Genomic DNA, 22824 nt, shown 5'->3' on the forward strand with positions numbered 1-22824 from the left:
CCTCTCCCCCTCAGCTGTGCTCCAGTATCGCTTTGACCGCCTCAACGCCCATTCGCGGAGAAGAAAGAACGGGCTTGCCGGTCACTTCCCGCAGCGTCTGCTCCATACGCGCCATAGAGCCTTGCGCAAGCACGAGGACATCCGACTCATCGGAAACTCGCTTCGCCGTTTCCAACAGAATGCGGTCATGTTCTGCAGGATTTCCTCCAACAAGCGCATCGAAAGCGCCTGCAGCAAGTCCGTTGACGACTGTCACTGCCTTGCCTGCTGCATCAGCCTGCTTCTGTATCAATCGGATCGTTGGCTCCAAGGTAGATGGCAGCGTCGCGAGGACTGCTATTCGTTCATAAGTCACAGCAGCCAAGGCTGCCATCGACTGGTCGATTTTCACAATGGGTACCCCTATAAATCGACTAGCGTCATCAGCTACTTCGCCAACCGAGGAGCACGTATTCAAGATAACGTCCGCACCAAGTTCTTCGGCATGATGGAAGTATTGCACTAATCTTCGCGCTACACCCGGTGGCACATGGCCAGCTTTCACCACATCACCGATCAGGCTGTCATCGATGATAGTCACGAGCCGCACATCAGGAAGCAACTCCTTAAATATTGTCTTCATCGGATCGGCCAACCCTTGGCCCGTGTATACAGCTACTACCGTTTTTTGTTGCATATGAATAATCCCCTCCTACCAAGTTGGCTCTTAGAGCATCTTTACCATACGAACTCTTTATCCAACCTGCGGTAATTCCCCTCACGCATCGGAGTTTCATTAAAGACTTTGCGCCCGCTGTAGAGCGGCTTCTTCTTCCCTTGCGGCGTAATATTCACCACGTCATCACCGCGCCATTCTGTTTCGAAGGTTTGACCTACCGCATTCTCCATTGTTTTGCGGAAGCTCAGCGGGAAAGTTACCATGATTTTCTCTCCAGCAGTTGCGGAACCGAGTACGAGGAAATGCTTGTTGACCCAGCGGCTCTCTTCACTGCCTCTTCCTTCTGTTACACGGCCATTCAGCTCACGCGTAAAATGAATTTTCGTAAAGCCTGCCCATTCCGGAATACGAATCATTACACGCGGCAAATCGGTGTGCACATCAATGACAACTTTGCCTTCATGCGGCAAATAACTGCTGACATCCAGCCATTTGGAGCCACGATTGAGCAGGAAATTGATTGAGATTGTGCCATTTTTCTCCGTAATCGTGTTGCTCCATCCCATGAAAAGGCCACGCGTACCTGAGCCCAGACAGCAGATTTGCAAATCACTTGTATGGCCGCGTCCTTCATTCACATCACAGATAAAATCATTAGGTGCGGAATATCCAGCGAACGATCCTCGCGTTCGCTGCGCAACTTGAAAGAATGACTTATTGGCATGAATATCATTCGATGCATCGTCCGTCTCCTCCACCCAATCCAAATCCAGCAGTTGAGACTCCGCCAAATGGTTGCGAAGAAAGCGTTCTACTGTTCCCCAGTACTCTACATATCCGCTCTGCGCTAACGTAATTCCTGTCGCAATGAGATCGACAAGTGAGCAAGTTTCGTGCTCATAGGCCTGCTCGTGCAGGTCCCCCGGTGTCCAGCCAAATGACGTGCATTTGGTCAGCGCCCAATCGAAGCTCTTCTTCACCCAACTGATGATGGCCGCATCGCCCGTAAACACACCGAATCTAGCAATCGCATCCAACGTGCCCAGACGGGTATGAAAGTGACCGCTGCGGTAAGCCAGCGCATCATTAAAGCTCCCGTCTGGATGAAATACGCCACTGCGCTCAATAATTAAGGCGGTGAAAAACTGACACAGATCAAAAGCATCCTGATTGCCTGTCAGCTCATGGTATTTGAGAAGCGGCATCACCAGCCTGCCGCAGAAAGCAGCGGGATCTGGTGCCAATCGAAGCTGAATACCGTTCGCTGACGGCCACCCCGTTTCCTTATATTCAGATGCCGGATAGTACCAAGTATCCCGCTCTTTAACCGCTATTCGTTTCAGCGCCGCCACATGGCGGTCGGCTGCTTCTTTCACCTTAGGATCGCCCGTTTCCATAAACCAGGTAGTGAGTGATAGAATAACCGCCCGTTGATCGATCAAGTTCGCATTCGGTTCCCAATCGCGTGACGGGTTGATTTGGCGATAGCTCATACCGTCCTCTTTGAAAAACGACAGCAGGTTCTCCCTATAACGCTCTTCAACTTCCTTCCCGTACGTCTCTCCCGACATATGCCGCGCCAGAATCAAGCCGTCAATCATTCGACCATGCGAGGAGCCATAATCCCAATCCCCATGGGTCATAAATGCAGGCTTGTGCGTTAAATCCGCGTTGAAAAACGGAATGTAGTTGTGATCCTTATCAGCCATCCCTACCATCGCATTAATAGCGTGGCCGGCACGTTCTTCTAGCATTAATGTATCGGGAATCTGTTTATGTTCCATCTGTTCTCCACTCCTTCATTTAACGTTATTTTCACGGTATTCCCCTATGGTCATCCCCGTTTTTTTCTTGAAAATTTGACTGAAATATCGATAGTCCTCATAACCAACCATCTGGGCAATTTCGTAATTTTTATAGGTGGACAATTTCATCAATTCTTTCGATTTATGAATGCGAAAATCGGTCAAATAATCAACAAAATTTTGTCCAGTCGTTTTTTTGAACAAGCGGCTCAGATAATCCGTATTCATGTAATGACTATCGGCAATGTGGTGAAGGGACAGCGGCTGATCATAATGAGTCTCAATCAACTTTTGAATGCCACGAACGATCTTCTCTCCCTGCTTCTCATTAGAGCGCAAATAATAAGCAAGCACAGAAGGAATGATCTCTTCAGCGAAAATGTGCTTGACAGATGCCGCATCGTTCCGTCGCTTAATTCTCTCTGTGTACACAAGGGAAGATACACCGCAGGCTTCCTCCAGCCTCGTTTCTATGCCACGAAGCTGTTTCTCTATGGAATGAACGAGCAGCATCGCACTGCGCTGCAAATAGTCCACCGTTACGTCGTTACCGCTTATCCCAGCAAACAGTTTGTCAAACTCCTGTTGAACCCCCTCCCTGCTGCCCACCTGGAGAGCTAAGAGAAAGGCATTCTCCTTCTCTTGCGGATACGCGGCTAGCTGCGAGTTTTTATCGTTGTCCGCAAAAATAACCGTCCCTGTCGTATGAAGCTTTTTCCGCTTTAACGCACGCCCCGCCTCCGCGTAAGAATGACGCAGTGAATGCGCATCCAGCTGCTTATTGCTAATTCCGAAGCTATAACTGCCTCTACCCGATTGCTCGAGCACCGATCGTACAGATTGGCAGAACTTATTGAAATCTTCCTGCTGAAGCCGCTCCCCTACAATTGCCACAACGAGCTCTTGCCTCGCATCCGGTGCTGCTGTTATAACAAATTGACAAGTTCCTTTACATAAGAAAGGCTGGTTCCGATGCACATGCTCCCGCAAAAGGGGAATCACCTTGTTGATGGATTCACTGCCATCACGAAACGTATCCGGTTGACCGACCAAAACGTAAGTCTCACCGAGAAGCCACCCTTCAGGAATCGCTGCTTCTGCGGCTTCTTCATGCGACTCAAGGCTTGCATCCGCTTGGTATAAGATGCGCCGAAACCAGTCCTCCTTACTCTCTACCTGAGGGCTGTGTTTTTCTTCATCTCGCCGCTGTAGCTCAGCGAGCGCTTTCTCCAACACTGCGATCAGCTCTTCCTTTTTGACCGGCTTCAGTAAATATTCAAACGCCTTATGCCTAATCGCTTCTTTCATATATTCAAAGTCGGAATATCCGCTAACAACAACAGTTAGTACCTCGGGCATATCCCGATTCAGCATTCCAATCAGTTGTTTTCCGTCCAACCCTGGCATCCGCATATCCAGAAATAGAAGATCCGGTTTCTCAGCAAGGGCCATGGCGTAGGCCTCTTCGCCATCCCCTGCCTCGCCAACTAACTCCAGATCGAATCGATCCCAGGGAATAGAGCTGATTAACCCCCTTCGGATCCACTTTTCATCATCAACAATGATAACCTTGCGCATGGACGAGACCCTCCTGGACTATGTTTAGAGACATGTTATCCTTTTAGAGAACCGGCCGTCAATCCATCAATAATATACCTTTGGAGGAATAAATAAATAATTAATATCGGGGCGACAACGACGACCATGAAGGCGAACACAACACCCCAATTCGTACTGTACATCGTCACGAAGTTGAAAATTTGCAGCACGATCGTCCACTTTGTGCTGTCAGTCATTAAATAAAAGGGACCGAAAAAATCATTCCAGACGGACACCAGCACGACAATGGTAACCGTCACCAGCACGGTTATAATCAGCGGCAGAATAATTTGCCAATACAATCGGAAGTACCCGCATCCTTCAAGCAGAGCCGCTTCATCCAGTTCTCTTGGAATGGATTTCATAAAACCAACAAGCAGGAACACCGCAAAAGGCAGCAGCAGCGCCGTATAATACATAATGAGGCTGAAGTACGTGCCCCGGATGTGCAGGTCGCCCATCAATTTAATCGTCGGAACGATGGAGACAGGTACGATTAATCCCATAATAAACATGTAGTAGGCTGAACGTAGAAAGCGGCTGTCTCTTCTCTGAATAATAAAGGCTGCCATCGACGCGAAAATATTGACAATGACGACAACACATCCCGATATGAAAATACTGTTCATAAATCCTCGGAAGATATGAGCTTGACCAAAAATATCCTTGTAGTTGCTGAACTGCCATTTGGTTGGCAGCGATAATCCAAATAGAGCGGATTCCCGAATATCTTTGAACGAATTAACAAGAATCATAAAAAAGGGAATGAGGATCATTAATGCCAGACAGATCGCAATCAATTCAAGAAAGATCAGCATCCCGCGCTTCTGTATCACATCTCCACCTCCCTTTTCTTCATTTTCATTAATACAGGCACGCCAACGACCGTCACTAGAACGAAGAGTACAACGTTAACCGCTGTGGCATAACCGAACTCCCCCGAACTGAACATGCTGCGAATATAGGTGAAAAAGACTTCCGTCGAATAACCAGGCCCACCTTCCGTCAGCACCATAACCATCTCAAACACCTTCATAGACCCGATCATGGAAAGAAGCACATTGACGGTAAAAGCAGGCGCGAGCAGCGGGAAAATGATATTTTTGAAGCGGCTCCAGTAATGAGCTCCATCCATGGAGGCGCTTTCTGTCAAATCTTTAGGAATGAACTGCAAGCCTGCCAAATACACCACCATCGAAAAACCAGCAACACGCCATATATCCGTAACAATAATAGAGAATAGCGCAAATCTCGGATCATTGAGCCAATCTTGCACCAGCATATGAAGTCCTATCGAATCCAGAATCTGGTTTACAATCCCGTGCTCTGGATGATAAATAGCTCGAAATATATAACCAATAACGATTGGAGCAATTACATAAGGAAGAAAAAATATCATACGCAGCACATTGCGCAGGACCAAGGCTTCGTTCAGTATGAGAGCTAAACCAAGACCGCATACATTCTGAAGCACGGTTACAACAGCGGCGAAAATTAACGTGTTGAACAAAGCAGTTGTCAGCCTAGGCTCTTTGAAGAGTTCGACGTAATTATGAAAACCGATAAATTTAATGTCCGGCGCATTAATGTTCCAGTCCGTGAAGCTGTAATAAAACCCAATAAGTGTCGGAGTAATAAAAAATAGTAGAAATACGGCCAATGCTGGAAATGAAAAATACAGTGGATATTTACTTTTCCCCATGTCTCCCCCTCCTGTCCAAGTGCCCGGCCGGAACCTGATTCCGACCGGTTAGATTTTGATAGTCTGAATGTGTTATTCGAAGCCTGCTAAACGTTTGTTCTTACCATCTTTTTTGTAGTTGGCGTCGAATTCCTTCACAGCAGCATCAATGTCGCCAAGGATGAAGAAGTTTTGCAGCGTTTTTTGGAAATCAGCAAAGGTCGGAGTCAGACGGTTTTGCACATTGATTTTGGCTTTGCCAGCATCGATCAGATCTTTCACTGTTTGTTGAACGGGATACAGCTCACTCTTTGCATCTTTAAAGATAGGAATACCAGGAGCTGCTTGGTAGTAGAGATTAACCATTTCCGGTGTGATCATGTATTTGATTAGCTCCATTGCTTCTTTAGCATGCTTTGCTTTCTCAGGAACCATCAATTGATTCGGAGGCGTAATTAGGGCAGTTCCTGCGTCCTTATCCGATGGGAATGGGAAGAAGCCAATGTGATCTTTCACGAAATCCTTACTGAATTTCTTCTCCAATTGGGGAATAATGCCATCGAGCATGAACGTCATTGCGACTTTGCCGTCGCCTAATTTGGTTTGCAGTTCATCGTAGGTTCCAGCCATCGGACTATCTTGATACAAACCTAGATCCTTGATCTCCTTTTGCTTCTTAAACAAGTTTCTCACTTCCGGGATATCCGCGAGATTCAGTTGGTTGCTCTCCAGCTTCTGCACACCTGCATCGCCAATCGCCGGATCTACATTCGAAACCCAACCTGTTAAATAGAAGATTTGCGCGGGCCAGCCATCTTTCACGCCTTCGTAGAAAGGAGTTGCGCCGGAAGCTTTAATTTTTTTCGCATTCTCAATTAAATCGGCATAATTTTTGGGGGCCTGCACCCCAGCCTTACTGAACACATCTTTATTGTAAAAAACACCCATCATGCCCGTAGCTCCGAATGGAACTCCGTAGATTTTTTTGTCTGTTGTGGTTTGGAATTCTTTCATCGAAGGGATGATACGATCCCATACAGCTGTATCTGAACTCCAATCATGGAGTGTCTCTTCCGCTCTCAACTTGACGTTCTGCTTCGTTCCTGGCTGCATCAAGAATAAATCAGGAAAATCGCCTGTGGCAAAGCGAGTTTTCATCATATTATCGAAATCTCCGCCTGGCAGAGCTTGCAATTCAACTTTATTGCCTGTCTGCTTTTGATACGCCTCAAAAATCTTGTTAAAAGGCGCTGCATCCACCGTATTGGAAATGACGAAAGTTAAAGTGACTGGATTTTTCGCCACAGCTGTTGTAGGAACTGCACTTGCTGCTGGCGTACCCACGGCGCTGCTGCCACTGCTGCTGCATCCAGCAAATGTGCTGGCTGCCAAACATACCGTTACCATCGATAAGACTGTTTTCATTTTTCTCATATCTTGTACCCTCCTTTAGGAATCGCTTACATATTTATTATATGAAAACGCTTCCTCCCCCTCTATGCACGATTTCGACTAATAATGTTTAATTTTCCGACACTGCAATCGACTTTTTAAAGATTCCATGATGAAATAATAAGGGTGACACTCGTTCCGACTCCTTGCTTGCTCTCCAATTTGCACTCGAATTGATTGCCTAAGCGGATAGCGTAACGGGCATACACATTCCGTATACCAATTCCCCCTTCAACAGATGACATCGGAACGTCTTCCGTATAAATAGGAGCACTGACCTTCGATCGAAGCTCAGTCAACCGCTCCTCTGTCATGCCCACCCCATTATCACTAACCGTTAGTACTAAAGCTTCGCCATCCCTGCGTGCGTTCAAGCGGATAATGCTGTGTCCCCGTTTAGGCTCCACGCCATGGAAAACCGCGTTCTCTACTAGCGGCTGCAACGTCATTTTCAACAGGGGATGATCATACAGCGACGCCTCCACCTCTACCTCGTACGTCACTTTGTCCTCGAAGCGAATCCCTTGAATACGCATATACGCATCAATCTGTTCCAACTCTTCGCGTAGCGTTACGATTTCTGTCTTATTCTTGATATTATAGCGAAACATATCGGCAAGAGATTGCGACATTTCGCCAATCTTCTCTACCTCATAGTAGTCTGCCATAGCTTTAATGCTATCCAGCGTATTGTATAGGAAATGGGGATTGATTTGTGAATAGAGCATAGCCAGCTCCACTTGCTGCAGCTTGATTTGATAGATATATTTGGATTCGATTAAGTTCTGCAGCTCATCTTGCATATCATTAAAGTTCATGGCAATTCTGCCGATCTCATCATTCCTTGTAATCTGTACACGGATAGAAAAATCCCCCCTTTTCACGCGGGAAATGGTTTTATACAGATCAAGAATAGGATTCGTGATTCGTTGACCAAAGAGAACGGAGATGAAAAAGGTGACCACCAGCGCAATAATCGCGGTAAGAATCGTTGTTGTTTTGATTTGATTCAGTGGACCGAATATTTCATTCTTAGGCATCATCAGAACGACTTTCCAATTGGAATACTCGGATCGTATGTAGGTCACAAGAACATCCTTCTGCTTTCCGTACCAGAATGTCCCGTCATCCGCCTTAATCCGTTCCAGCAAGTCAGACTTTGACGTATCGAGGAGTGATTCCCTTGACGTAAAGATTTGTTTATTGTCCTCGTCTAGAATAAGCAGCTGGCTTTCTGCAGAGAGACTATCATTCTGTCCGATCATCCGAAATAATTCAGCTCGGTACTCGGCCCGCACAATCATAAAATAATCGGGATTGGCAAAATCTCGAATTAAAATGGAAGATGAGAACGCTGGCTTATCATTGTCCGCAGGAGAATTGGCAGGAGGACCGCTGAAGTAGACCCGGCCATCTCTGGCTACTGTCTGGCGAAACCAATTGGATTGCCTCACTTCTTCGGCTGTCCATTGCTTCAGATTATCCGAAGCATTCAGCAGCTCTCCGTTGCTGTAATAGATTTGAAAGCGAATAAAACCTGGAATCGGTGTAATATTGAAGCTTTTCAGAAAAAGATCGCCCAGCTTTTGTTTGAACTGGAACTTGGCCTGAACGTCCATCCTGGCATATGCGTTAATTCCATCAATATACTCTTGGTTAAAGTAGGGTGCTAGCAGGAGGTTTCGCTTATTCTGGAAATCGTTGTCCATATTTTTCTCAATTTGCCGCACGATTTGGATGCTTGATGACTCCGCTTTCTCCGACATAGAACGATAAGAAATATAAAAGGAAATAGATCCTAGAAGCGCTATGCAAATAAAAATAATAATAAAATAACTGAGCAGCAGCACAATGCGAATGCGAGAAAAGATCGATCGCAATTTTCCCCACAATGTCCGTTGTTTTGTCCCCAGCATATGAAAACCGCCTTTCTCAGTAGAAACAACCTTCCCCCAAAATACATACAGCCGGACACAATGCGCATCGACAAAGTCACTGAAGACTCCCGACGGCAATTAGGTCCGGTCTGTTCGCAGAAGATTAGCTGCGTTCTCCTCAATCTATATGCTTACTTTGGCATTGCACACTGGAATTCGTATTCGCCAGAACCAATTCGATATGACTTCTGCCCATCCTGCTTCGCAGCTGGAATACCGTCCATTTGACACTGATCACCAGGCAGGTAAACCGTTGCCGACGTATTAGCGGGCAGGCTCACTTTCAAGTGGAACTGGCCACTGTCCGACACCTGCCATGCAATGGCAATAGTGCCGTACAAAGATTCATACGATGCAGTCACATGCGTTAATTCACCACCTGGCTGAGGCTTGATCACTGAATGCCTGAACCCTCCTTCTACCATGTCCGTATCGATACCAGCCATGTAGCGGAACATCCATTCCCCAACAGAACCTAACGAATAGTGGTTAAATGAATTCATTTGCGGGGTTTGGAAGCCCTGCTCTTCGGTCCAACCATCCCAGCGCTCCCAGATGGTCGTGGCTCCGTGCTTGATGGAATACATCCACGATGGGAACGCCTCTTGGGTTAAGAGCTTATAGGCGACGTCGAGTCGGCCATGCTCCGTCAACGCAGGCAATAAATAACCGACGCCAAGGAATCCGGTCGATAAGCGGTCTCCCCGTTGATGAATGTCGGCCACCAGATGATCGACCGCTTGATCGCGTAACGTGTCTGTGAGCAGTCCGAATTGGAGCGCAAGCACGTAGACGGTTTGCGTGCCGCCGTGAATGCGTCCATCTTCATTCACGAACGCTTTGCGAAATGCTAGAGCAATATCTTCGAATAGCGAACCGTACTTTGCAGCATCCTCCGACTTGCCCAGAACGTGGGCGATTTGTGCAAGCAATTTCGTGCTGTAAGCGAAATACGCGGTTGCCAGCACTTCATTCGGCGTGTCCGCCTCTATGGACAACCAGTCCCCATAGTTCGCATAATTCGGACGGACCAAATCGGTGGTGTTCGCCTTTAAATAATGAACCCAACGGACCATCGCTTCATAATGCGTTGCCAAAATGCGCGTATCTCCATACATCAGGTACAGGGTCCATGGAATAACGACTCCCGCATCGCCCCAACCGGCATTATCTGGTGCGAACCAATTCAATCTGGTGTTCCACATTTTATGACGAATCCAACCCGCATCCGGCGCTACATCAGTGAAGGCTCCGGATGGCTGCTGACTATCCACCATATCCCACATGAATTTCGAAAAGAATCGAGAAACATCCATATTATAAGCAGCCGTCCGTGCAAAAATCTGGGCATCGCCCGTCCAGCCCAGTCGCTCATCCCGCTGTGGACAATCCGTCGGCACAGACAGGAAGTTGCCGCGCTGTCCCCATGTGATGTTGGCATACAGCTTGTTGACCCTTTCATCAGACGTCTCGAGCTTGCCCGCAACAGGGGTATCGGAATGAACCACCTTCCCCACAATGCTGTCCAGATCCGGCACCCCCGGATATCCAATCAATTCCACGTAGCGGAAGCCGTGGAACGTAAAGCGCGGCTCATAAACCTCAACATCCTTGCCTTTCAATATATAATTCTCTTGCTGCACGGCTACACGCAAATTATCCAAGTACATCGTGCCGTCCGGATTCAGCATCTCTGCGTGACTGACGGTTACTTTCTTTCCGCGCTCACCTTTGACCCGAAGCTCTGTCCAGCCTACCATATTTTGCCCCATATCATAAATATAAGTTCCTGCTGCTGTTTGCCTTACAGTGAGTGGACGCATCGTTTCGGTAATTCGGATGGGCGGCTCCACAGCAGCAACGAGAAGACCATTATAACCTGGACGCACATCCGGCGACTCCCAATCCGCATCATCATAGTAAGGACTATCCCATTCTTCTTTTTCCAAGCGTGCATCATAAGTTTCCCCTAGAATCATATCCGAATATACAATCGGACCACGAGATGTCTTCCAACTGGCATCCGTCAGGACGGAATCGCGAGTTCCGTCCGCATAATCGATATGAACCTGCATAAGGAAAAAGGGCCTCTCACCATACACTTTGTTACCCAGAAATCCTACCGTTCCTGCATACCAACCGTCCCCGAGTATAACACCAAAGGCATTATCGCCTGGATGGATGTGCTCAGTAAGATCGAAAGTAGTCACTTGAACACGCGTATCATAATCCGTCCATCCTGGCGCAAAGTGGGCGCTGATTGGCGCTCCGTTCACTCTTAGCTCAAAAACACCAAGTGCTGTCGCATAAGCAGTAACGCGTCGTACACCAACCTTAACCGTAAAACCTTTGCGAAAAAAGGGTGAAGGCTGCATATGCAGATCAGACTCCGACTTGCGCCCAATCCACAGCGCTTTCCATTCATCTCTGGAGAGAAGTCCCATCGTCCAGAGGGCCGGATCACTCCAATCCGAAGCTATATCCGCAGCCCCCCATACACGAACCTTCCAATAATAGCAACCCTCTGTTTCCAAGGGTTCTCCCGCGTACTCAATATGAGTGGATTGATCCGACTGCACTTTACCCGAATCCCATGCATCGCCAATATCCTTATTCAACTGTTCCTCCGAACGAGCAACCAGCACCTGATAGGCAATCTGCACAGCTGAACGCTCGTCTGAAGCCAGCTTCCAAAAAAGTCTAGGCTTGCGCTCATCCAGCCCCAACGGGTTGTGCATATATTCTGTTCTGCAAGATGTTACCCGAAGTGTCATGGGTAATCCCCCTTTTCGTATGAATGTTAGCTTCTCTTTTAACAAGAAAAAACCTTTAATTTAAGCGCTATCTAAGTTCCGTTTCACTTTCCAAAACTTGCAAATTCGCCCAATCCGGTATCGCTTCTACAACTGGTTTATACATCTCATACCCCCAGCATCTAATTTAATAGTAATCGCTTTCAATATTGCCAATTTGAAGACAGCCGATCGTGCTCGGCTCTTACTATTAGCATAGAAAAAAAGAGGGATCCGGACAATCGATAAATCCGACCTCTAATGTTGATCATTCTGATATCAACGAAAGTATTACATTCTCTTTTATCCAGATTACTCACAAAAAGCCCCTATTATCTGATGCCAAATGAATGAAGTCTGTGATTCGTTACTTTAAAGAACGTCACAATGCTCCACCGCATGCCATAAATGCGCACAATTTCGCTCGTTTCTATAATACTACTCCCTCAATAGTCGAGACTTCCTATTTGATATAAGACAAGGGCTATCCCCTAAGCAGTTAATTTTACCGCTTTAAGGATAACCCTTATTATTTACATCTAAAGTCAGTTTGGGTTGACGATTTTTACTTTACTTGCTCTTTTGAGCCAGCATGTTCAGCAGAACCGTTACGGCCTCTGCTCTTGTTGCATGGTCCCCGGGGGCAAATTGGTTGTCGCCTTTCCCTTGCATGATGCTTGCTTGCTTTACATAAGCAACCGCAGCTTTTCCCCACGTTGGAATGTCCTTATCGTCTGCAAAGCTAGTTGCTGTGGCATTCGCTTCGCTATATTTACCCAAAGCACCCGCAATCATCGCTGCCATCTCTGCACGTGTAATTTCCCCAGTTGGACGGAAAGTACCGTCATCATAGCCATTAATAATGCCAGCTTGTACCGCTTGCGCGACAGCTTTCTGCGCCCAGCTTCCGATCTTCGCTGAATCTGTGAACGTCAGCGCCGCTCCCGCTGCTTGCGGCTTCAACGCATTCATCAGCATGACGGCAAATTCCGCACGAGTCACGGTTTTGTCCGGCTTAAACGTGCCGTCCTCATAACCTGTGACGATTCCGCTGCTTACCGCTTGCTTGATGCTTGCCTTCGCCCAGTGTTCGGAGATATCGCTAAGGTTAATCGTTGGTTTTGTGTCTGGTGCTGGCGCACTTGCCGCTTGCCCTACAATCATTACCGCATATTTTGTAAAGTGGGTTACTTCTGCGGTAATCTGATTACCGCTAACAACACCGCCAACTTCCACCCATTTCTTCTGTACTTCATCATAATAGAACACGGCTGCTCTTCGATCACCGCTCAATTTTGTCGAATCAAACTTAAAAGTCAGTGTTACCGGTTTACTGAAGTTCTCTGAGAAATTTTTCAGAATCTCGAAGATCGGACTAGCCAGAACGTCTTCATCCGTTAGAAGAACTTGAGTTCCAGTAAATTTTTCAATCGTTAATTTCAGTTCCTTGTCCGTTGCATTTGCCGGAATATCTATTGTAATTGCATCTCCCAAACTAACCTCACCCGTTTTGCCTGCGGGAAGCGATAATTCACCATTCTCAGAGATAACTTTGCTGTCATCTGGTGGTGTTGGGATGCCACCTCCACCTCCACCTCCACCTCCACTGCCAGCACCGTCACCGCTACCGCCATCAGGGCTGGCTGTCCACTGCGCGAACAGCGTCACATTCGCCGCTGCCATGCCGAACGTTGCATTTGCCCCATAGGGTGTTCCTGTTCCGTTGGCCGCCGTGTTCCAACCTGCGAAGGTGTGGCCCGTCTTCACCATGCTTCCCGTGTTTCCGAGTACGGTTACCGTTGCATTTTGCTCGTACGAATTGCTATCCGTTGGCACGTTTCCTCCCGTGCTGCCATTACCGTTGTACGTTACGGTGTATGTCGGATTGGGAGTCCACTGCGCGTATAGCGTCACATTCGCCGCTCCCATGCCGAACGTTGCATTTGCCGCATAGGGTGTTCCTGTTCCGTTGGCCGCCGTGTTCCAACCTGCGAAGGTGTGGCCCGTCTTCACCATGCTTCCCGTGTTTCCGAGTACGGTTACCGTTGCATTTTGCTCGTACGAATTGCTATCCGTTGGCACGTTTCCTCCCGTGCTGCCATTACCGTTGTACGTTACGGTGTATGTCGGATTGGGCGTCCACTGCGCGTATAGCGTCACGTTCGCCGCTCCCATGCCGAACGTTGCATTTGCCGCATAGGGTGTTCCTGTTCCGTTGGCCGCCTTGTTCCAACCTGCAAAGGTGTGGCCCGTCTTCACCATGCTTCCCGTGTTTCCGAGTACGGTTACCGTTGCATTTTGCGCGTACGGATTGCTATCCGTTGGCACGGTTCCTCCCGTACTGCCATTGCCGTTGTACGTTACGGAGTATGTCGGGTTGGGCGTCCACTGCGCGTACAGCGTCACATTCGCCGCTCCCATGCCGAACGTTGCATTAGCCGCATAGGGTGTTCCTGTTCCGTTAGCCGCCGTGTTCCAACCTGCGAACGTGTTGCCCGTCTTCACCATGCTTCCCGTATTTCCTAATACGGTTACCGTTGCATTTTGCTCGTACGAATTGCTATCCGTTGGCACGGTTCCTCCCGTGCTGCCATTGCCGTTGTACGCTACGGTGTATGTCGGGTTGGGCGTCCACTGCGCGTACAGCGTCACGTTCGCCGCTCCCATGCCGAACGTTGCATTTGACGCATAGGGTGTTCCTGTTCCGTTGGCCGCCGTGTTCCAACCTGCGAACGTGTTGCCCGTCTTCACCATGCTTCCCGTGTTTCCTATTACGGTTACCGTTGCATTTTGCTCGTACGGATTGCTATCCGTTGGCACGGTTCCTCCCGTACTGCCATTGCCGTTGTACGTTACGGTGTATGTCGGATTGGGAGTCCACTGCGCGTATAGCGTCACGTTCACCGCTCCCATGCCGAACGTTGCATTCGCCGCATAGGGTGTTCCTGTTCCGTTAGCCGCCGTGTTCCAACCTGCGAACGTGTTGCCCGTCTTCACCAAGCTTCCGGTGTTTCCTAATACGGTTACCGTTGCAATTTGCTCGTACGAATTACTATCCGTTGGCTCGGTTCCTCCCGTGCTGCCATTGCCGCTGTACGTTACGGTGTATGTCGGGTTGGCCGTCCACTGCGCGTATAGCGTCACGTTCGCCGCTCCCATGCCGAACGTTGCATTCGCCGCATATGGTGTTCCTGTTCCGTTTGCCGCCGTGTTCCAACCTGCGAACGTGTTGCCCGTCTTCACCAAGCTTCCCGTGTTTCCTAATACGGTTACCGTTGCATTTTGCGCGTACGAATTGCTATCCGTTGGCACGGTTCCTCCCGTGCTGCCATTGCCGTTGTACGTTACGGTGTATGTCGGGTTGGCCGACCACTGCGCGTACAGCGTCACATTCGCCGCTCCCATGCCGAACGTTGCATTTGCCGCATATGGTGTTCCACTTCCGTTTGCCGCCGTGTTCCAACCTGAGAATGTGTGGCCCGTCTTCAACAAGCTTCCCGTGTTTCCTAATACAGTTACCATTGCATTTTGCGCGTAAGAATTGCTATCCGTTGGCACGGTTCCTCCCGTGCTGCCATTGCCGTTGTACGTTACGGTGTATGTCGGGTTGGCCGTCCACTGCGCGTACAGCGTCACGTTCGCCGCTCCCATGCCGAACGTTGCATTCGCCGTATAGGGTGTTCCTGTTCCGTTAGCCGCCGTGTTCCAACCTGCGAACGTGTTGCCCGTCTTCACCAAGCTTCCCGTGTTTCCGAGTACGGTTACCGTTGCATTTTGCTCGTACGAATTGCTATCCGTTGGCACGGTTCCTCCCGTACTGCCATTGCCGTTGTACGTTACGGTGTATGTCGGGAGATCCATGTTTTTAAATATGGCTCCATTGTTTCCTACCGCGATAAACGTGCCGTTACCGTAGGCGACGCCATTAAGAGAACCGTACGTACCCGCATAGCTTTTCGTCCAATTCACTAAGTCACTGGAGGTATAGATATTATTAACTGGCCCCACCCCCACATACGTACCATTGCCGTAGGAGACACTATGAAGGACACCAGTATGGGCCTGCACACATTCCACGCAGATAACGCCGGACGTGGTGATCATACTCCAGCTCACTCCGTCATCGGAGGTCAATATCTTAGTTCCGTCTTCTGCCCAGGAAACAAACTTTCCATTTAGATATTTAACGCCTTGAAGATCAACCGCAGTACCCGAATTTCGGCTCGTCCAGCTCACTCCGTCATTGGAGGTCAGTATCGTTCCATATTGCCCCACCACCACAAACTTTTCGTTGCCGTAGGTGACGCCATTGAGTATTGACGTGGTGGTTACATTGCGATTCGTCCATAAGTCAGGCGTCTCAATCGTCGTAGATGTGTATATCGCTCCTTTTCTTACATCTATTTTGTTCCCTACCGCCACATACAGGCCTTTGCCGTAGCTAACGCCCCAAAGCGATAAATAATAATTGAGGGTATAACCCGTTTTCCAGTTCACTCCGTCACTAGAGGACGATGCATTCCCAGTTCTACTCACAACCACATACTTGCCGTTATCGCAACTGATACTAGAAAGCCCGTTTGTAGTTTGCGGATCGAAAATCGTCCAACTCGTTCCGTCACTCGAGGTTAAGATGGATCCATCATCAGTCACCGCCATAAACTTGCCGTTACCGTAGCAGACGTCCTGATTACTGGTACGAAGGGTATCAGATTTCCGATTAACCCAACTATCCGTAGAAGCAGCATTAGCAAAAGTAGGGGTCATCCCCAATAGAATAATTAATGCCATTAGTAAAGAAATCCAACGTTTGTTCATAAATTGTTTCACTCACCTTTGTCTAGACTCGACATTCTCCTCTACTATAAATTAAAATAAACAAAATAGAACCTACCCGCCTGGGGTAGGTTTTTTAAAAACAGGATATGCATTTTAACCAAGTCTCTATAATTGCTTTGCAAGTTCCAGTGCTTGTTTACGATTGTTTATTCCAAGCTTCGTGTAGATGTTTTTAATATGAAATTTCACGGTATCTACCGTAATATGCAGACGCTCAGCAATTTCCTTGTTCATCAATCTATCCATGAGTAGCAGCAAAATTTTAAATTCCTGCCCTGTAAGTTTTCCTTTCGGTGATTGATCATCCTCTGGGGTACCATTCATAGCACGCAACAGTTGCTTTACATAGAAACCCGAAGAAAAATTACTATCTTGCTGAACCATTGAATAAGCGTTAAGCATCTCCGCCATTACAGAACCTTCGTCAATAAAACTACGAATATATCCATCTGGCTTGGCCAAATCCAAAGCAGTGCCCAATTGATTGAGCGCAGCCTCCGTTTGACCCGAATGCCATAGCGTCACACTTTGCACAATTAATACTTTTGTGTGATCACGGAGACAGTCTCCCTTGCACACCAAGAGGTATAATTTTTCCAACAGGTTCAGCGCTTCTTCTATTCGTTCGCACGCCGCAAGCACTCTAGCCAAAATCAGATGCTCTGCCAATAGATTCAATGAAACCTCATCCGTATGCGCAAGACCGCACCTTTGCAACCAATCAAGCGCATCTTGGAGCGAGCCTTGCCGCAAAGATAGATAAGCTTGTTCCGTTTCGATTTTCACAACAAATAAATCATTATCGGGTGAATCAATTTTCGACTTCAATTGCACCAATAGTTCGAACGCTCGCTTTGGGTTTCCTTTGGCTTGCTCAATCCGCGATGCAGCGATGCCCAATTGGATCGTAATTCGCGCAAGAGGCTGATGGTCTTTGCGCCGCAATGACTGACCGAGGTAAAATTCTGCCTCCTCCAACCGATTCCACTCATACAGCAAATGGATATATGCCAAGTAAAAATATCCAATAAAAGGATAATTCTTTTTATGCTCCCATACTTTAATCCATTTCAAAATGAAGTCTTCCGCCGCATACAGATCTTTGATTAAAGTTAATTGATCATAATTCCTACTATACCCTTCATACCGGTTTACCCCCATCACCTGAAAGTAGCTTCCTTCCGGCATATATCGTTCTGTAAGGGCCAAATACTCCGATGCTCGCACAAAGTCATTTTGGATATAAGAGGCCATACCGCAATAGAAATAGATATTCCCCATAACCATGTTCCAGTCTACATCGGGTAATTTCCCTTGCAGTGCTTCAAACCGGACTTTGGTTTGCTCCATTCTCTGAATAGCGGCTTCCCTTTTACCTCCTAGCAGCATTACGGCTATATAAAATATTTCGATCATAGGCTTCTCCGCAAAGGAACTTTCAGGTAAAACAGTAATCCACCTCATCAACGCAGCACTCTTCGATTGCATTAACGCAGGGGGATTTTTCTCGATCAACCGAATAACATCCATAAACTGTTGGCCTTCTAAATAATGCTCCACCGCTTCTTCATCAAACCCATGCTTTTCCAACCAATTCGCCGCGCGGATGTGCACTTGAATCCATTTGTCCGAATCCGTTCTGGACCCTAGCTGTCGCAAGAAATCGGAAAGCAAATGGTGATATCGATACCAATTCCGCCCCTCGTCTAAGGGTATAATGAATAAATTCAGCTGCTCCAGTCTCTCTAATTGCTCTTGACTGTTCATTTGACCCGTTACTGCTTGGCATAAAGAATGGTTCATTCTACTTAAAATGGACGTTTCCAATAAAAAGGACCGTATTGTTTCCGATTGATGCAGGAACACTTCTTCCAGTAAATAATCGGATATATGATGTTGTTGACCCGTAAATTTCTGGATGGATTGGGTTATATTCGTACTGCGTTTCAGAGAGATTGCCGCCAGCTGCAATCCACTGATCCAACCCTCAGTTTGATGGAGCAGCTCGGTTACTTGCCCTTTCGTTAGCGATAAATCCGTCGTATCCCGAAAAAATACAAACCCCTCATCCAGTTCAAAGCGCAAATCCTGCATTGAGATATCATACAATTCACCCTTCGCGAGAAGTCTGGTAGTAGGAATCGGCAAATCGGTACGGCTGGCGATATAAAGATGAATATGTGGTGGTAAATGTTCTAGTAAGTAGCTCAATGAATGGTGAATCTCGGGAAGTTCAATGAAATGATAATCGTCGAGTATGATTACCAGTTCGCAGGTTATATGATTCAGTTCATTCAAGAGTTCCTTAATCATAGGCTCAGAAGATCCCGAAGGCCCTTTTTCAAGGAAAATCCCAATCGTTTGGCCAAAGTTAGGAACTCTCTCCTGAATAGAGGCCGTTACGCAACTCCAAAATGAAGTCCAATCATTATCATGCTGATCTAAAGAGACCCACGCAGCAAGCGCGCTGCATTGTTTCACCCATTCACATAAAGCTGTTGTCTTTCCATAGCCAGCCTGTGCGGAAACAAGCATCAGCTTGGTTTTCATCCCTTCATTAAGCTTGCGTATCAGCTTCGGACGGGATACCATCGTATTTCGTATATGGGGGATCTGAAATTTTGCACTTACAATCACTGTTGATTCCTCCACAAAAAAAAGCTCTAAATTAATAACTCAACTTTCGTAACGCGAAATTAGCTTTAATCCCTTGTGGCTGTAGGGATAAATCGTGTTTTTTCTTTATCTAGACAACAAAGTACCTTCTTCGTTTAGTATCATGGGAGTGACTAGCAACCATGCAGACAAAGAAAGGTTTGTAATCTATGGTACACCATCGTTCCCTGGCTTGCCAGTCTCGTTTTTCGTCTGTTTTAGCGGTCCCAGGTAGTTATGTCGCTAGTCTCTTGTTTCCGGTTGTCATAAAAGGTTTTGTAGAACGACTCAATAGCTTTGATCAATCCGATCGTCCCTATCAAGATCAAATCTTCGCCCGTACTGTCAGGAAACTCAATCAAATTGTTCATATTTTAATGACATCCTTCATTTCATGACGAAATCGTTCATCTTATAATGAATCAGAGATGAACGATAATATGATAACGAGAGGAACCTTGCATGAACAAAATGGGAATAGGTCTTCAATTGTACACGCTTCGAAATGAAATGAATCAAGACGTTGCAACGACATTGCAAAAAGTTGCCGAGATGGGCTATGAGGGCGTCGAGTTTGCAGGTTATTACAATTTTAGCCCTGAACAGCTAGAGAAGCTTCTGAACAATCTCTCACTGCAAGCCATTGGCAGTCACGTCAGCATGGATCGGCTTCGAAATCATTTAGCAGAAGAGATTGCTATGAATGTCGCAATAGGGAGCCGTTACGTTATCTGTCCAGGAATTAATCAGGAAGAGCGACAGTCACTTCCCGAAACTGTTGCTTTTTTTAACAAGTGTAGCGAGCAATTTAGAAAACATGGCATCGCATTCGGCTTTCATAATCACTATGTTGAATTCACTGAAGCTTATGGGGATCAGATTTGGTTTGATGCCTTTTTCGGAAGTATGTCCCCGGAGAATATGAAGAGCGAGCTCGACGTTTGTTGGGTACATAAAGCCGGCTGCGACCCTATTGCATATCTCGAGAAATATGCCGGACGTGTCCCCTTACTTCATTTGAAGGACATTCGCAAGTTCGCCGATGGCACTTATCAGACGTTGGAACTGGGACGCGGCGAAATGAATTTACCTGCAATCATGAGGGCAGCGGAAAAGGCGGGAACCAGATGGCTTATCGTCGAACAAGACGATTGTGACTTGCCTGCGTTAGAAAGTGTTCAAATAAGCATGAATTGGCTCCGCCAAAATTATACGTTTATGGAGGTCATTTAAGATGGCGAACAAACTGCAAGGGGCAATCATTGGTTGCGGGGGAATTGCTATGGAGAAATATTTACCTACACTTTCCAAGCTGAAGGACCTAGAATTGGTCGCTTTCTGCGACATTATTATCGAAAAAGCAGAAAAAGCAGTGGCAGCATACGGTTCAACTGACGCAAAAGCGTTTTACGATTATAAAGAAGTCCTAGCAAATGTCGCCATTGATGTAATTTATGTATGTACGCCGAACGATTCACATGCGGAAATCTCGATTGCGGCCATGGAGTCAGGCAAGCATGTGATGTGTGAGAAACCGATGGCCAAGACGGCTGCCGAAGCGCAAGCCATGGTCGATGCTGCCAAACGCACCGGCAAAAAGCTATCGATTGGCTATCAGAATAATTTCCGGCCAGACAGCCGCTATTTACAACAAGTTTGCGATAACGGCGAGCTCGGCGAGATCTATTTTGCCAAGGCTCATGCGATTCGCAGACGTGCTGTACCAACCTGGGGTGTCTTTCTGGATCAAGAGAAACAAGGCGGTGGCCCTCTCATTGATATCGGCAGCCACGCGTTGGATCTGACGCTTCGGATGATGAACAATTACGCACCGAAATGTGTTCTGGGCACGGCTTATCACGAACTTAGCCGTAAAGAAAACGCGGCAAATCTCTGGGGACCGTGGGACCCGGAAAAATTTACGGTCGAGGATTCCGCATTCGGCTTCATCACGATGCAGAACGGCGCGACCGTTATCCTTGAAGCCAGTTGGGCGCTTAACTCCTTAGACACCCTAGAGGCCAAAACGACGCTTTGTGGTACGGAAGGCGGCGCGGACATGCGTGACGGACTCCGCATTAACACCGAGAAGCTGGGAAGAATGACTACGACCACCATCGATTTGAGTGCGGGAGGCGTTGCTTTTTTTGAAGGCAAAGCAGAGAGTCCAAGCGATGTGGAAGCGCGGTTGTGGCTAGAGTGCATCCTTCAGGATACCGAACCGTTGGTAAAACCGGAGCAAGCATTGGTTGTCACGCAGATTCTAGAAGCGATCTATGAGTCTTCGCGGACTGGCAAAGCCATTTATTTTGAATAACCTTATGAGGCAAGCATAGGCACGAGCATGAGCCGCCCTGTTCAAGGGCGGCCGCGGTTGTTTTTAGAAAATTGAGCGTACAATTGTCTGGAAATTTTATATAATTACGAATATACACGAAACATGAACAATTTACGTTCACAAAGGAGACCGCTGATGATGTATGGGAGCCAGGATAAGTTGCAAGCTGAATCGATTGATGTAGCTATGGCACACCATAAAAAACGTCATAGGTATCCTTCTGAGTTTTTGACCACATACATCATTCGATTGCAGACAAGCGGTTCCTGCGAGGCGTTGATTGATAACGAATACATTGTGATTGAGCCTGGAGATCTGCTTATGTTTCGTCCTGGTGAAAAGTATGAGCTCATCTTGAAAACCAACAGTATCGATTACTATGTGATTTGCAATGGAAAATGGATTGACCAATGGTGGGACAATTTCTCTCCTCCGCAGAAGTCAACCATACCTCTTGACGATGATCTGCTGAAACTGTGGCAACAGTTGGCAAAGGAAACATTACGGAGGAAAGGCACCGTCGATGAATTGGCAGATTATTTATTGCGTGTCTTTTGCTTGACTTTACAACGCCTGCATGAAACTGCCAGCATGGGCAAATCATTAAGTCCATCCTACATTGCCTATCAAATCAAAACATTCATCGATCAACATGCAACCGATGAGCTCACTCTGAAGCAAATCGCGAAACATGCAGGAATCAGCGTTTCCAGAGCTGTCCATTTGTTTAAAAGCAATTTTGGTCAATCCATCATGAGCTATGCTATCGAAGTCCGTCTTGCGGTTGCTTGCGAACGCATTCGTTTTAGCGCCATGTCGTTGGATTATGTCGCAAAGTCATGCGGTTTCAATAGCTATACCTACTTCCATCGGCAATTCCGCATGCATTTCGGACTATCCCCTCGGCAATACCGTGAAGAACAAAAGAAACGTTCGAAACTTAGTATGGAACCATAAAAAGATCGCTCTTCACTTGCCAAAGAGGTTCAATTTGCCGAAAGCGCTACCCATGACCCCATTAAACTTTCGATTATATGTCTGAAATTAAGATTCCGTTTTGAATCCGAA

Annotated in this window: 13 protein-coding genes and 1 pseudogene; 3 read left to right on the forward strand and 11 right to left on the reverse strand. The window is 47.2% G+C overall.

The window, feature by feature from the left end; all coding sequences use genetic code 11:
- Window positions 1–10: 10 nt before the first annotated feature.
- From A8708_RS15945 to A8708_RS37095, 11 genes and pseudogenes are all read right to left on the reverse strand, one after another.
- A complete protein-coding gene (locus A8708_RS15945) occupies window positions 11–676 on the reverse strand; it encodes an aspartate/glutamate racemase family protein (protein WP_068665080.1) in 666 nt (221 codons plus the stop codon).
- A 41-nt stretch (window positions 677–717) separates the two neighbouring features.
- Entirely contained in the window at window positions 718–2442 is a 1725-nt protein-coding gene (locus tag A8708_RS15950) for a glycoside hydrolase family protein (RefSeq protein WP_068665082.1), read from the reverse strand.
- A 15-nt stretch (window positions 2443–2457) separates the two neighbouring features.
- Window positions 2458–4041, reverse strand: coding sequence for a response regulator transcription factor (locus tag A8708_RS15955; protein WP_068665084.1), 1584 nt, complete (start codon window positions 4039–4041; stop codon window positions 2458–2460).
- Window positions 4042–4076: 35 nt separating this feature from the next.
- Window positions 4077–4898: a carbohydrate ABC transporter permease gene (locus tag A8708_RS15960; RefSeq protein WP_082927542.1), complete on the reverse strand. Its 822-nt coding sequence runs from the start codon at window positions 4896–4898 to the stop codon at window positions 4077–4079.
- Window positions 4895–5764 carry a carbohydrate ABC transporter permease gene (locus A8708_RS15965; protein WP_068665086.1) on the reverse strand — a complete coding sequence of 290 codons (870 nt, stop codon included), beginning with the start codon at window positions 5762–5764 and terminating at the stop codon, window positions 4895–4897. The genes A8708_RS15960 and A8708_RS15965 overlap by 4 nt, the downstream gene beginning before the upstream one ends.
- A 72-nt stretch (window positions 5765–5836) precedes the next feature.
- The gene (locus A8708_RS15970; RefSeq protein WP_068665088.1) at window positions 5837–7177 is read right to left on the reverse strand and encodes an ABC transporter substrate-binding protein; all 1341 of its coding nucleotides are present in this window, start codon (window positions 7175–7177) and stop codon (window positions 5837–5839) included.
- Window positions 7178–7293: 116 nt separating this feature from the next.
- On the reverse strand, window positions 7294–9111 hold the full coding sequence (locus A8708_RS15975; protein WP_068665090.1) for a cache domain-containing sensor histidine kinase: 1818 nt from the start codon (window positions 9109–9111) through the stop codon (window positions 7294–7296).
- 152 nt (window positions 9112–9263) lie between these two features.
- Complete coding sequence (locus A8708_RS15980; RefSeq protein WP_068665092.1) at window positions 9264–11906, reverse strand: glycoside hydrolase family 78 protein; 2643 nt, start codon at window positions 11904–11906, stop codon at window positions 9264–9266.
- Between the two features lie 588 nt (window positions 11907–12494).
- Window positions 12495–16742, reverse strand: coding sequence for an InlB B-repeat-containing protein (locus A8708_RS15985; RefSeq protein WP_068665094.1), 4248 nt, complete (start codon window positions 16740–16742; stop codon window positions 12495–12497).
- 126 nt (window positions 16743–16868) lie between these two features.
- Window positions 16869–19400 (reverse strand): LuxR C-terminal-related transcriptional regulator, encoded by a 2532-nt coding sequence (locus A8708_RS15990; RefSeq protein ID WP_068665096.1) that lies wholly within the window; start codon window positions 19398–19400, stop codon window positions 16869–16871.
- 299 nt (window positions 19401–19699) lie between these two features.
- Window positions 19700–19765, reverse strand: a pseudogene (locus A8708_RS37095) (flagellar biosynthesis protein FliA); the annotation flags it as partial.
- Between the two features lie 115 nt (window positions 19766–19880).
- Between A8708_RS37095 and A8708_RS15995 the strand changes: the two are divergent.
- From A8708_RS15995 to A8708_RS16005, 3 genes are all read left to right on the forward strand, one after another.
- Window positions 19881–20651, forward strand: coding sequence for a sugar phosphate isomerase/epimerase family protein (locus A8708_RS15995; protein ID WP_068665098.1), 771 nt, complete (start codon window positions 19881–19883; stop codon window positions 20649–20651).
- A 1-nt stretch (window position 20652) separates the two neighbouring features.
- Entirely contained in the window at window positions 20653–21735 is a 1083-nt protein-coding gene (locus A8708_RS16000; RefSeq protein WP_068665100.1) for a Gfo/Idh/MocA family protein, read from the forward strand.
- Window positions 21736–21891: 156 nt separating this feature from the next.
- Window positions 21892–22713, forward strand: coding sequence for an AraC family transcriptional regulator (locus tag A8708_RS16005; RefSeq protein WP_167355893.1), 822 nt, complete (start codon window positions 21892–21894; stop codon window positions 22711–22713).
- Window positions 22714–22824: the final 111 nt, after the last annotated feature.

The sequence above is a fragment of the Paenibacillus oryzisoli genome (assembly GCF_001653565.1).
Taxonomy (GTDB): Bacteria; Bacillota; Bacilli; order Paenibacillales; family NBRC-103111; genus Paenibacillus_E; species Paenibacillus_E oryzisoli.

What these genes read in the sequence shown, in the direction of transcription:
- A8708_RS15945 (WP_068665080.1), bottom strand. Translation starts at nt 676, where the DNA reads ATGCAACAAAAAACGGTAGTAGCTGTATACACGGGCCAAGGGTTGGCC.
- A8708_RS15985 (WP_068665094.1), bottom strand. Translation starts at nt 16,742, where the DNA reads ATGAACAAACGTTGGATTTCTTTACTAATGGCATTAATTATTCTATTG.
- A8708_RS15950 (WP_068665082.1), bottom strand. Translation starts at nt 2,442, where the DNA reads ATGGAACATAAACAGATTCCCGATACATTAATGCTAGAAGAACGTGCC.
- A8708_RS15970 (WP_068665088.1), bottom strand. Translation starts at nt 7,177, where the DNA reads ATGAGAAAAATGAAAACAGTCTTATCGATGGTAACGGTATGTTTGGCA.
- A8708_RS16005 (WP_167355893.1), top strand. Translation starts at nt 21,892, where the DNA reads ATGATGTATGGGAGCCAGGATAAGTTGCAAGCTGAATCGATTGATGTA.
- A8708_RS16000 (WP_068665100.1), top strand. Translation starts at nt 20,653, where the DNA reads ATGGCGAACAAACTGCAAGGGGCAATCATTGGTTGCGGGGGAATTGCT.
- A8708_RS15975 (WP_068665090.1), bottom strand. Translation starts at nt 9,111, where the DNA reads ATGCTGGGGACAAAACAACGGACATTGTGGGGAAAATTGCGATCGATC.
- A8708_RS15980 (WP_068665092.1), bottom strand. Translation starts at nt 11,906, where the DNA reads ATGACACTTCGGGTAACATCTTGCAGAACAGAATATATGCACAACCCG.
- A8708_RS15965 (WP_068665086.1), bottom strand. Translation starts at nt 5,764, where the DNA reads ATGGGGAAAAGTAAATATCCACTGTATTTTTCATTTCCAGCATTGGCC.
- A8708_RS15955 (WP_068665084.1), bottom strand. Translation starts at nt 4,041, where the DNA reads ATGCGCAAGGTTATCATTGTTGATGATGAAAAGTGGATCCGAAGGGGG.
- A8708_RS15995 (WP_068665098.1), top strand. Translation starts at nt 19,881, where the DNA reads ATGAACAAAATGGGAATAGGTCTTCAATTGTACACGCTTCGAAATGAA.